Origin of the sequence: Ruthenibacterium sp., assembly GCF_017421385.1 — a bacterium.
In the GTDB taxonomy this organism is placed as follows: Bacteria; Bacillota; Clostridia; order Oscillospirales; family Ruminococcaceae; genus Ruthenibacterium; species Ruthenibacterium lactatiformans.
On record NZ_JAFOIN010000011.1, the window covers coordinates 47016 to 58426 of the forward strand.

Annotated in this window: 11 protein-coding genes and 1 pseudogene; 5 read left to right on the forward strand and 7 right to left on the reverse strand. The window is 53.0% G+C overall.

Annotated features, from left to right (window positions below):
* Positions 1–96 precede the first annotated feature (96 nt).
* From IIY41_RS01270 to IIY41_RS01290, 5 genes are all read right to left on the reverse strand, one after another.
* Entirely contained in the window at positions 97–645 is a 549-nt protein-coding gene (locus IIY41_RS01270; RefSeq protein ID WP_055079563.1) for a recombinase family protein, read from the reverse strand.
* Positions 563–1321: an N-6 DNA methylase gene (locus tag IIY41_RS01275; RefSeq protein WP_287399309.1), complete on the reverse strand. Its 759-nt coding sequence runs from the start codon at positions 1319–1321 to the stop codon at positions 563–565. The genes IIY41_RS01270 and IIY41_RS01275 overlap by 83 nt, the downstream gene beginning before the upstream one ends.
* A gap of 113 nt (positions 1322–1434) precedes the next feature.
* Complete coding sequence (locus IIY41_RS01280) at positions 1435–2415, reverse strand: class II glutamine amidotransferase (protein ID WP_287399311.1); 981 nt, start codon at positions 2413–2415, stop codon at positions 1435–1437.
* 3 nt (positions 2416–2418) lie between these two features.
* Entirely contained in the window at positions 2419–3528 is a 1110-nt protein-coding gene (locus tag IIY41_RS01285) for an amidoligase family protein (RefSeq protein ID WP_287399312.1), read from the reverse strand.
* Between the two features lie 199 nt (positions 3529–3727).
* The gene (locus IIY41_RS01290) at positions 3728–3946 is read right to left on the reverse strand and encodes a helix-turn-helix domain-containing protein (protein ID WP_287399314.1); all 219 of its coding nucleotides are present in this window, start codon (positions 3944–3946) and stop codon (positions 3728–3730) included.
* 378 nt (positions 3947–4324) lie between these two features.
* Between IIY41_RS01290 and IIY41_RS01295 the strand changes: the two genes are divergently transcribed.
* The 5 genes from IIY41_RS01295 to IIY41_RS01315 all read left to right on the forward strand — a co-directional run bounded on the left by IIY41_RS01295 (position 4325) and on the right by IIY41_RS01315 (position 9702).
* Positions 4325–5566, forward strand: a complete 1242-nt coding sequence (locus IIY41_RS01295) for a tyrosine-type recombinase/integrase (RefSeq protein WP_287399315.1) — start codon at positions 4325–4327, stop codon at positions 5564–5566.
* Positions 5567–5662: 96 nt separating this feature from the next.
* Complete coding sequence (gene ychF, locus IIY41_RS01300; protein WP_009323455.1) at positions 5663–6775, forward strand: redox-regulated ATPase YchF; 1113 nt, start codon at positions 5663–5665, stop codon at positions 6773–6775.
* 12 nt (positions 6776–6787) lie between these two features.
* Positions 6788–7477: a 5'-methylthioadenosine/adenosylhomocysteine nucleosidase gene (locus tag IIY41_RS01305; protein WP_009323454.1), complete on the forward strand. Its 690-nt coding sequence runs from the start codon at positions 6788–6790 to the stop codon at positions 7475–7477.
* Positions 7478–7668: 191 nt separating this feature from the next.
* On the forward strand, positions 7669–8184 hold the full coding sequence (locus IIY41_RS01310) for an HDIG domain-containing metalloprotein (RefSeq protein ID WP_055080445.1): 516 nt from the start codon (positions 7669–7671) through the stop codon (positions 8182–8184).
* A 171-nt stretch (positions 8185–8355) separates the two neighbouring features.
* On the forward strand, positions 8356–9702 hold the full coding sequence (locus tag IIY41_RS01315) for a glucuronyl esterase domain-containing protein (protein ID WP_154523488.1): 1347 nt from the start codon (positions 8356–8358) through the stop codon (positions 9700–9702).
* A gap of 133 nt (positions 9703–9835) precedes the next feature.
* Here the strand turns inward: IIY41_RS01315 and IIY41_RS01320 are convergent, their stop codons facing one another.
* Both IIY41_RS01320 and IIY41_RS01325 read right to left on the reverse strand, forming a co-directional pair.
* Complete coding sequence (locus IIY41_RS01320; RefSeq protein ID WP_055080447.1) at positions 9836–10267, reverse strand: hypothetical protein; 432 nt, start codon at positions 10265–10267, stop codon at positions 9836–9838.
* Positions 10268–11291: 1024 nt separating this feature from the next.
* Positions 11292–11411 (reverse strand): annotated as a pseudogene (locus IIY41_RS01325) (IS5/IS1182 family transposase); the annotation flags it as partial.

Below are 11411 nucleotides of genomic sequence, written 5' to 3' on the forward strand. Positions count from 1 at the left end.
TGCAAGGTTTTTGCTGGATTTTTGCCATTTTCCGTGTTTCAATTATACGTAACCGCTCCATAATCCCCCGTACAGGAAAGGTTAAAAATGCCAATATCACCTAGCAGCCAGCAACCGATAGAACGTGCTCCTGCTGACTCCCATTTTTCGCATCGCCTGTGTAGCGGTCAGTAATCCCTTATGGTATTCCTCCAGCACAGGCTGCAGCCCGGCCCGGTCGATGGGCTTGCGGCCCTTGTACTTGCCGGCCTGCTTTGCCACGGCAATGCCCTCCCTCTGCCGCTGGAGGATGTATTCACGCTCCAGCTCCGCCACGGCTGCAAACACTGTCAGCATAAATTTACCCGTCGGCGTCCCGGTGTCGATCGCTTCTTTTTTGCTGATGAACCCGACGCCTTTGGCCGTCAGCTTTTCCATCAGCTCCAGCAGATCTTTTGTGTTCCGGGCAAAGCGGCTGATGCTCTCCACCACGATGGTATCGCCCTGCCGGGCAAAGGCCAGCATCTCATTCAACTGCGGCCTGTTCACGTTTTTGCCGCTGGCCTTATCCACAAATACTTTCTCAGCCCCTAACTCCTGCATCAATACTTCCTGCCTCGCAGCATTCTGCTCGGCTGTACTGACCCGGACGTATCCTATCAGCATAATCTGTCCCTCCTACATGTTTGAAAATAAAGGCATGATAAGCCGGCGTCACCCAGGCATCGTCCGGCGCTTTCAAAACATTCCCTGTCAACGGTTCGGAAAGCGAATCTCCGATCACGACATAGCCCGGACACCCGGCCAGCGACAATTGAACATAGGCCATCAGCCCGATGCCGGTTTCGATGTCCTGCCCTACAAACAACACGTTGCTTTCAACCCCGATTTTCTGCTGGCGCAAACAGTTCGCCCCAGCAAGCAGCATGACCCCAGACCCGCATGCTGGATCATTGACCGTGATATACCCCTTCCGCTTTATCTCCGCACCGGCTGTCCCAAGCGTGATCCGGCTCATCATATCGGCCACATCATATGGTGTAAAATACTGGCCCCTTCGAGGATTGCCCAACCGTTCCGCCATATAGAATCCGCCAAGAAAATCCTGTTCCGGATTACGGGCCATATCGGCAGCCACGATCGCCAGCATCTCCGCGATCCGCTCCTGCTCATCCCTTGTATATTTCTGAATAATTGCGAGGTAAGCATCCTCGATTTTTTGTTTGTAATGGACGCGGTTGTTGATTGCCGCTGCCCATAGGAACACAATGTCCCTCCATACCTCCGCGCGGTCTCTCGTAACGCTCATACTATAGAATAAACTGGCAAATTCTTTTTTCATTGTCTGCGCATCCTCCCAGCCATGCCCCGGCCATCTTTTTCCGTTATCATTGAGTTCAATACCTTACATCCTGTAAAAAAGAAAGCCCAAACCACTGGGCTTTCTTTTTGCTTTCAGTATTCCATTGGCGCGTAAATCTCTTCCATCAGGGTCCTGTAGAACAGGCTGGGGCTGTTCAGCATCGCCTCGATCTCCTCCTCACAGAAGCCCTCCTCCAGCAGCATGAGGATATCATCCTCGATGAATCCCATATTGCAGGCTGTTTCCAGCAGCCCGTCCAGCGGCGTCCGCGTGTCGTCCGTGAGAATGCGGTTTTGCTTTGGCTCGAAAAAATAGTAATCGCCGCAGTTCCACCAGCGCAGACGTTTGTTGAGGTTGGTGGTATCGAACCGGCTCATCTGCAGCCGTCCGTCCGGGCGGATACAGAGGATATCACCCTCGGATATGCCGATGATCTCCTTACTGCCGGAAAGGAATCTGCATCGATTTAGGGCCTCTTTCAAAATATCCGCTGTGCTCGCATAACAGAGCAGCCCGTTTTCAAAGCGGTAGATGCACAGCGGGCTGTTTCCTTTTATGAGATAAAGGTTGTTGAACTGGTCCAGGACGGACAGCGAGAAGGTCCCCTCCAACAGTGACGCGGCATTTCCGATGGTCTCTGCATCCAGCCGTCCGTCCTGCTCCAGAAGTTGTACGGCCACATAGCTGTCCGTCCGGATATTGGTTTTGGGCAAATGATACCGCTCTTTCAGTTCATCGTCGTTGTGCAGCACACCGTTATGTGCCAGTGCAAAGCGTGTCTGGCCGGATACGCCGGGGAAGGGATGGTTGTTCGGGTTGAATGTGCCATCCCCCTGCGTTGTCATCCGGGTGTGTCCCATTACGGCAGTCGTATGGAGCGGGACCAGCCAGGTCATCTCATGGGCTGGCCTGGGGCGCTTGTAGATGCGTAAGGACTGCCCCTGTACGTATGCGATACCGGAGGCGTCTGTCCCGCGCTGCTCGCTTGCCGTGGCGAGAGCGGTTGTCAGCCTGCGTATCTGCTTCTGTGTGAGCGTATGCTCCGGGTCGCTGAATCCAAACAATCCGCACATGGCTTACACCTCGCATTCCGCAGAAACAGGGGCGTTGATATACAGGCGGAGCTCTTTTAAGTACTGTACCAGCTCGGGATAGCGCTGAGGATCGATGCCAAGCATGATATCGCTCCAGGACAGTGCCTGCAGACGTTCTTCAGACAAAGAAACCGCCACATTGCACAGCTTCTCAACCAGCTGCAATGTGGCGATTAATGTATTGTATTTCAGCGTACCCCGGAAGATCCGGAATTCGATGGTATCGGTGTTCGTGAGGTTCACGCAGGTATACCGGCCCTGGTATGCTTTCTTGGCATGCTCCATGATCTCGCGCCCGGTATCCTTGTATCCGTATCTTGCGGCCCATTGGGCCACCTGCCGCTGTGTGCGCCGGGAGAACCGCAGCAGCTCCTGCCAGAACCGCTCGAACAGATACAGGACGTGGCCGATCTTTTCATCCTGCTCTGCCTGCGCAGCTCCGAAAAATGTACGGTTCACATGCACGTGCAGCCCGCAGGTCGAGCTTTGGTGGGAATAGTAACCGAGTGCTTTGAATTTTTCCAATGCTTCCCTCCACGGGACTTCATGCATGTGGGCCTCCAGCGTACAGGGATGGGTGACAAGCTCCAATCCATCGTCGAGGCTGCCGTCGGATTTGATGTATCCGAACTCGCCCGTCTGGTTGAAGATGCTGAGGATCTTTTTGGCCTTGGCGGGATCCTTTCCTCCGTCATCCACCTCCAGCTCCACCCCCATGTACATGGGAGCATTCCCGTGAAAGATCGGCACGGGTTTATAGCCGTAGCAATGGATGGTCTCGCCGCACTCGTGATAGCAGGCTGAACAATAGGGAGTTTCCTCATCTTCGTCCTCATCCTGGTAGTATGCTGCGGAAAAGGAGATCAGTCTGCCGCATTGGCTGCAGCGCGTATAGTGATTGGTATAGCATGCCTCACACAACGCGGTATCACTGTCTCCAAAATCGTTTTCACGCCAAATGCGTTCGCCGCAGTAACTGCATTCCACGGTGTCCGTTTCGGCGCAGGATGGACAAACCGCCTCCCCCGCTACATGGTATGCTTCTTCCGGGCGGACCTCTGCTCCGCACTGGATACATATTTCGTGTTCCATTCTTTTTCCTACTCCTTTACGATTCATTGTTGTTGACAAAACAGTCAGCAAAAGCCATCAGCACAGTGACTGCAAAAGCCAGTATCGTGCTGATGGTTTTCTTCGTTAAGGTAGGAATAGCCGAATCTTACCCATAGGCTCATCTCCTTTTTTTATTATTCGTGGAGATGATATGTTTTTGAGATTGGTGCTGTTACGGCTACATATTACGTTCAACAAACCGAATTAAGTCGCTTTTGCAAATGCGCCAAGCGCCGCCAACTTTAGATGCGGGCAGTTTTCCGCTTTGCAGCAGGCGGTATACTGTGTTGGGATGCAGGTCGAGCAGTTCGCTGACTTCTGCGGGTCGAATAACAATGCGTAGGTCATCCAGATCATCTTTTACTTCATCTGTATCGATTGAATAAAATAGGCTCATGTTACGGCAACCTCCTTGGTGTTTTAGGTGAAAATTCTATTTATGGGACTGTTTCACAAATTTCCACCAGATTTACCATGGAGGAGGGAAAATAAAATAGGCTGAAATCCCCACATGCCCTATACAGGCACTTGAGTGGATTTCAGCCTTTTTTTACGTTTCTGTGAGCCCCATAATTACATGAGCACATAAGAGACAAATCAGCGGGTAATCAATATTTAAAGGGTTTGTTTCGTGGCTCTCCAGAAATAGTAAGATGCTGACCATATAAAAGAGCAGTCAGAGCGCCCACTGTACCTTGAGAAAAACCGCTCATTGTGGTATAATTTAGCGTGTTGCACTGGCTCTTTTTCTGCAACTGGAAAAGGGGTCAATATTATGGGCAAAAATCTGAAAGGCAAAGAATGCGGGAAAGGCATTTGCCAGCGAAAGGATGGTCAATACTACGCAAGGTTTGTAAACAGGAGTGGAAAACGCCAGGATGGCTATTTCGCCACCCTCCCAGAAGCACGGAATTGGTTGGAGGATGCCCGCTATCAAGATAAGCACGGAAAGGTGCTTACCTCCCCGGACATGACGGTAACTGAGTGGTTTCAGTTTTGGCAAGCAGAACTCCTGCAGGGCCTTTCCCCCAATACCAAGCGCAATTACAGGGATCGCTTTGAACTCAACATCAAACCCATCATTGGTGATATGCGGCTGGTCGATGTAAAGCCCATGCACTGCAAAATCGTGTTGAATCGCATGGAGGCAAAATATGCCGGTTCCACGATCCGGCAGGCATATATCGCCATGGGCAGTATGTTCAAATCGGCCAAGATGAACCAAATGATTGATTCCCACCCGATGGATGGAGTGCGATACACAAAACCCGTGCGGGCCGTGGATGATATCCACTATCTTACGGTTGAAGAACAGGAGAAATTTTTAGACGCTGCCCGAAGCTCTCACAATTTCTACCAATACGCACTCATTCTGGAAACTGGCCTACGCACAGGCGAGATGATTGGGTTGACCTGGGACGCCATCGACTGGGAAAAACGGACTCTAACTGTCAATAAAACGCTTGAGTTCAGGCACAATCAAAAAGATTGGCGAGCCGGGCCACCTAAAACCGTGTCCAGCTATCGAACCATCCCTTTGACCACCCGTGCATACGATATTCTGAAAGCCGTCTATGCCACCCGGGATTTCCGCAAGCAGTCGCCGATGTTATCCCAGACTTTAACTTACATTGATCGGCGAACCGGGAAGGAAATGACATTTTTCTTGGGAGATCTGGTTTTTCTGAATTATCGAACTGGCGAACCTTCAAAAAACAGCAGTTATGATACCCACCTCTATAAACTCTGCGATGAGAACGGAATTGAACGATTCTGCATGCACGCTCTTCGCCATACCTATGCCACCCGGGCCATCGAGCGCGGGATGCCGCCCAAGACACTCCAGAAACTTTTGGGCCATGCAAGCATCAAGACTACCATGGATCGGTATGTTCATGTAACGGATGAATCCCTGGTAGCAGGTGTCCGGCAATTTGAGCAAGGTCAGCAGACAATTACCCCCTCAGAACAGGGTGAGAGGAATGGGAACAGCAAAAACCCTGACAGCGCGGCCTAAAAAAGCGAAAAATGGTGTAAAAATGGTGTAGAAACACTCGCCAGAAAATCGCAAAACCGCGTAACTAAGCCAAAAATTAAGGAGATAGATCGAACTATGAAATTAGGAATCGTAGGCCTGCCGAACGTCGGCAAGAGCACGCTGTTCAACGCCATCACCAGCACCAAAAATGCCGCTGCGGCGAACTATCCGTTCTGCACCATCGACCCGAATACCGGCGTCGTGCCCGTGCCGGACGCCCGGCTGGACAAGCTGGCTGAAATTTGGGATACCAATAAAAAAACGCCCGCCATCGTGGAATTTGTGGACATCGCCGGTTTGGTGAAGGGTGCGTCCAAAGGCGAGGGACTGGGCAATAAATTTTTGGGCAACATCCGCGAATGCGACGCCATCGTGCATGTGGTGCGCTGCTTTGAAGGCACGGACATTGTGCATGTGGAAGGCAATGTGGACCCGGTGCGGGACATTGAGACCATTGATACAGAGCTGATCCTGAGCGACCTGGAGGTCGTTTCCAACCGTGCGGCGCGTATGGCCAAGGCGGGCAAGACCGGAGACAAAAAGGCGCTGGCCAGCGCCGCATGGCTGAGCGCGCTGGAGGAGCATCTGGGCGCGGGCAAAAATGCGCGCACCTTCCCGCTGGACGAGGCCGACGAGGACCAGGTGCTGCAGATGCGCGAAATGGGCCTGTTGACGGCAAAGCCTGTCATCTATGCGGCCAATATGAGCGAGGACGATCTGATGGAGGGAATGCTGGGCAATCCGCATTACCAGACCGTGAAAAAGCTGGCCCTGGACGAAGGCGCGGAGTGCATCCCCATTTGTGCCAAAACCGAGGAGGATATCGCGGATTACACGCCCGAGGAGAAAAAGGAATTCCTGGCGGAGATGGGCATTGAGGCCACGGGCCTGGACAACCTCATCAAGGCCAGCTACGGCCTGCTGGGACTTATCAGCTTTTTGACGGACGGTAAAAAGGAATGCCGCGCCTGGACCATCCGCCGCGGTACCAAGGCCCCTCAGGCCGCAGGGAAGATCCATTCCGATTTTGAGCGCGGCTTCATCCGCGCCAGCGTGGTGAAATACGACGACCTCGCCGCCTGCGGTTACAGCATGGCCAACGTGAAGGCCAAGGGCCTGCAGCGCACCGAGGGCAAGGAATATGTGGTGCAGGACGGGGACATCATTGAGTTCCTGTTCAATGTGTGAGGAGGCACCGCTATGGAAAAGATCATCGGCCTGATGGGTGCCATGCGGGAAGAAATTGCGCTTTTGTGTGAGCGTATGACAGACAAGGGGGAGGAAACCGTTGCGGGCGTGACGTTTTACACAGGCCTGCTGCAGGGACGCCGTGTGGCGCTTTGCTGCGCGGGCATCGGCAAGGTAAACGCGGCCTGCGCGGCGCAGCTTCTCATTGCAAGATTCGGCGCAAAAGCGCTGGTATTTTCGGGCATTGCGGGCAATATGACGGATAAGATCGGCGTGGGCGACGTTGTCATCGGCGGCACGCTGGTGTACCATGACGCAGACCGTGAAATGATTTCAGATACGTTCCCGTATTTGAAGGAGTTTGCGGCAGACCCTGTGCTTGTGGCCGCCGCCGAGCAGGCCTGCACGGATGCGGGCGTAAAATATATTGTCGGCAAGATCGCCACAGGCGACACCTTTGTGGGCGACAGCGCCACCAAAAACGCCATTGCGGCTGATTGTGCGCCGGACTGTGTGGAGATGGAGGGCGCGGCCGTGGCCCACGTGGCGGCAAAATACGGTGTTCCCTGCGTGGTGTTGCGCGCCATGAGCGACAATGCCGACGAAGAAGCTTATGACACGCTGGTGGTGAAGGAATTCGATATTACGGAATACTGCACTACGGCGGCGCGTATCTGTGAGGACCTGATTTCCCGGCTCTGAATCACGGCGTGTTTTGCGGCGGCCCGTCCGCGGCAAAACGCGCCTTTTTCAAATCTAGGTAAAAGGTTTGTATGCGGTAACATTTTCTTGTAGATAATCCGGCTTTTTTCTCGTATCATAAGCACAGGGGCAAAACGCCCCGGCTGCACGCCCGCTGTGGGCTGTGCGCAAACGACAAAGAGGTGATTCCGATGCAGTGGAAAGAAGAGAACCGCGCGCTGTTCGCCGCCTGCCTGAACGGGCTGGAGGACGAGCCAATGGTGCGCGCGATGGACGCCATTCCCCAGCATGTCAAAGGCGTCAGCTGCTATGACCATTGCCTGTTCGTGGCTTATGTGGGTTTTACGCTGTGCCGCATTTTCGGGCTGGATTACCGCGCCGCTGCCCGTGCAGGGCTGTTGCACGACCTGTATCTGCAAAAATGGGAGGAGACAGACGTCGGGCGCTTCCGGCGGCTGGTCATCCATCCGCAGCTCGCGCTGGAAAATGCGCGCGCCTTCGGCCTGTCCCCCATGGAAGAGGACATCATCGGCAAGCACATGTGGCCGCTGACCGCGCCTTTGCCCTATTATAAGGAGTCCTATATGGTGAGCCTGGCGGATAAGATCTGCGCCACATTGGAGATGGCCCATCTATATGGCCTCTTGGGCGTGCGCCGGAACCTGCGTGCCTGCCGCCCCGCGCTGCTGCGCCGGGCCGTGTTGTAAAACGAACCGAAACACAGAAGCCCCGCTGCCGGCCGGCAGCGGGGCTTCTGTTGATCAGGGATTGTGAAAAAGTACGTTTTTCCCTGTTGATTCGCAATAAAAACAATGGAAAATACTCAAAAATCCTTTATTGTAAAATCATGGATCTTGGGTAAAAGGAGTTTTGTGCGGGTGAAAGAGAAGCAGAGGAAAAAATTCCATTGGTGGTATATCCCCCTGGGCATCGTGCTGGTTCTGGTGCTGACGGCGGGGGGCCTTGTGCTGTGGATGCACAGCATGCTGCCCTGGCCGAACATGGTGGCCATGACCAGTAACTTCCAGCTGGAGCTTTCGGACCCCATGCGGGCCTATGTCGTGAGCGGCGAGCGGGATTATTCCACACTGCCCGAGGTGCTGGCGCTGCAGGACGGAACGGGAGTGGAAACGCCGGAGGATATGGCTTTGCGCCGGGCGGAGGTGCTGGACCTGTTTGAGAAGCATGTGTATGGTGTGCTGCCGAAGAATGGCTTCGAAATGTCTTTTGAGGTTATGGAGGAAGGCGAAGCACTGGACGGCGCGGCCCTGCGCCGTCAGGTGAAGCTCACTGTCACAACGGACAAAGGCTCCTCCGATGCGCTGCTTCTGCTGTATCTGCCCAATTCCGGCCGGCCCGCGCCCGTTGTGGTGGGGCTGAACTTCAACGGCAACCACACGGTGCTGGATGATCCGGCCATCCTGCCCTCTTACGCCGGCAAAAAGGACGCGGCCGTGCTGGAAGAGGAACGCGGCGGAAAAGCGGAGCGTTGGGCCATTGAAGAAGCTGTGGCACGTGGTTACGGCGTGGCCACTATTTGGTGCAACGATTTTGCCCCGGATGACGCCAAGGCTTACAGCAGCCGTGTAATTTCGCTGTTTGACGAGCCGGAGTTCAAGGCCGTGGGCGCGTGGGCCTTCGGCATTATGCGCGGCGTGGATTATCTTGTGCAGGACGCGGATGTGGACGCGGCGCGCATTGCGGATATCGGTCATTCACGCCTGGGCAAGACGGCGGTTTGGGCAGGAGCCAACGATGAACGTATCGCGCTTGTGATCTCCAACGATTCCGGGAACACGGGCGCCAGTCTCACGCGGGAAAACCGCGGCGAGACACTGAAATCCATCAATGCTCTGTTTCCCCACTGGTTCTGCACAAAATATAAGGAATATGGAGCGGACGCCGCCTCCTTGCCTGTGGACCAGCACTTGCTGCTGGCCTGCATCGCACCGCGACGGGTATATGTGGCTTGTGCGGAGGGAGACCTCTGGGCCGATCCGCAGGGCGCATGGAACAGCCTGATGGCCAGCCGCCCGGCCTTTGCGCTGTACGGGCTGGACGTACTGCCGGACGGCTGCGTGGCTGAGGGCGAAACGCAGCCCCATGCGGGCCAGGCTTGCTGGAGCGGGGCCATGGGCTATCACAACCGTGCCGGATGGCATGACGTCCAGCGCGAGGACTGGGAATTTTATTTTCAGTATATGGACGAGTATCTGAAGGCGTGAGCGCCTTCCGTCTGTAAAAATTGAAAAACAGAACTGCCGCACTGGAATTTCCGATGCGGCAGTTGTTTTTGTTCTTTCACGGCAGCCATAGGATGGTTCCGGCCGAAAATACAGCCTGCGGCTGTTTGAGTGCTTACAGAAATACGTTCAATTCTCCGGCATATTCATTTTCGGCATGCTGCAGGCGCTGAGCCAGTGCGATAGCGCCCGGGTTCGCGTCGGGTGCGTCCTTGATGGCAATGGTCATATCTGTAACGCCCACATGGCTGCCTTCAATGAGCATCTCCGCGATTTTGCGGGGAGACTTATCGTATATCGTCTGTATTTTTACACCCATTTTGGCATTCAGCTTTGTAAAAGCATTCTGGCCTTCGGCCTGTTCGCCCTCCACGGCCAGCATTGCATTGGCCCGTTTGGAAAGATCCTCGTATGTGGCCAGCTGGCGGTTCAGGTGTATCTTCAGGCGTTCGTCATCAGTGATGCCCAAAAGCTGAGTGACGGTATTTTTGCCCATCTCGGCATTCTTTACGACCTCGTTGAGCAATAGAACAGTTTGATCGTCCATGGTGTTCCACTCCTTTTAAAACTAGGGTGCGCCGCCGTCGGGAAGAATATGCACTTCGAAAAAAGGCAGATCATGGAGAAAGGATGCACTGGAATTGCAATCGAAGGCTAAACAGAAAAAATTTCACGAACATAAGAAAGGGCATATGAAGGAACTGATTTTGCAAAAGGCAAAAAGATTTCCAGGAAATTCGTCAATATGACGATAATATAGTTATATTTTTGTCAATTATGTACACGGCCTGCTGGGCGGGTTTTCAGATACATTGTGAAAAAAACATCATTTTATAAGGGTACACGGCTTTGACAAAGAACAGAAAGTTTGTGCAATATCACAATAATAAAGCTATTGATTTATGCAAAATGACGGCATATAATAAAAATGTCCCAAGGGAAAGGGGACACGGAAGCCGTCCGATTGAGGGACGGGAAATTTTAGAGATACCTTTAAAGGAGGGTACTGTTATGAAAAAGAATTTTCTGAACTATCTTGTAAAAGCGTGTGCTGCATACGAGTACTCCATGGGCTGGGATGTCGCATACATGCGTTACGAGAAAGACTGCTGAGAGCAGTGCGGAAAACACCCGGCTCTGCGCCGGGAAACCCGATGAAAAACCGGGCCGCGTTTTAGTCCCATTCTAATAAGGATATTTTTGTTTTTTAAGATTGGCCGTAGGAAACTTCGATTTCCTACGGCTTTTCTTTTTGCCTACAAAGTAAAAGCAAACCGATTTGCCGAATTGATCCATATAATTCCTCCTTTTTGCAGAGTTCTTGGTAGAACCATTAGCTATTGATGATAACCCCGTTACAGGTTTTGTCTGTAAGCTGTTGGGCGGTGGGGCAGAACCCACCGATTCCTGCCTTAACTTCCAAACCTATCGCTTTTGGTTAAGTGAATGCGCCTGCAACGCTCATATGCGAAAAATCATCTCTTGTTCTCCTTTCCGAGGAAAAATAAAAGGAGCCTCAACAAAACCGGAACAATGGTGCTTCCGTTTCGTTAAATAGTGTCTACACAAGATCAGGTCAAAACAGTACACCAAATAGCAATGCAACGAATTTGCACAGCAGCCAGAAAAGATGTTGTAGTTTTTGCATATCGAGTAGCAATGCCTCGCCAACGTTTCAGGTGCAAAAAAGC